At 56.0% G+C, this 520-nt stretch carries 1 protein-coding gene; it reads right to left on the bottom strand.

The genetic code is table 11. From position 1 onward, the window contains the following. Window positions 1-15: 15 nt before the first annotated feature. The gene (locus CBG10_RS11300) at window positions 16-417 is read right to left on the bottom strand and encodes a hypothetical protein (protein ID WP_225361758.1); all 402 of its coding nucleotides are present in this window, start codon (window positions 415-417) and stop codon (window positions 16-18) included. Between the last annotated feature and the right edge of the window lie 103 nt (window positions 418-520).

The raw sequence follows: 520 nt of genomic DNA, 5'->3' as shown, positions 1-520 counted from the left end.
TGCCGCAACTGTGGGCTAAACAAGCGCGTCAGCTAGCGCCTCAGTAAGCGAATCCGATATGGCCTCAACAAGCGCTTCAACGAGCGCCTCAGTAAGTGCATCAACGAGCGCTTCAATGAGCGCCTCGATAAGTGCATCAACAAGCGCCTCAACGAGTGCATCAACAAGCGCATCAACAAGCGCATCAACGAGCGCCTCAACAAGTGCATCAACAAGTGCGTCAACGAGCGCCTCAGTAAGTGCCTCGACTAGTGCCTCAACTAGTGCATCAACGAGTGCCTCAACAAGTGCGTCAACAAGCGCCTCAACGAGTGCATCAACGAGCGCCTCAACAAGTGCATCAACAAGCGCCTCAACAAGTGCCGCAACAACCGCCTCAACTAGCGCATCCAAGAGCGCCGCCACAAGCTCCGCCACTAGCGCTCAACTAAGAGCCTACAGCAGCACCTAAAACAGTGCAGCCCCCAGCCCACACCACAGACCCAGCCCAACTGCACCACAGCAACGCACAACACCTCGA

Source organism: Limosilactobacillus reuteri (genome assembly GCF_002254085.1).
GTDB classification, from domain to species: domain Bacteria; phylum Bacillota; class Bacilli; order Lactobacillales; family Lactobacillaceae; genus Limosilactobacillus; species Limosilactobacillus reuteri_K.
The sequence above is the reverse complement of the archived record's forward strand: the minus strand, read 5'-3'. Positions and strand labels throughout refer to the sequence as shown.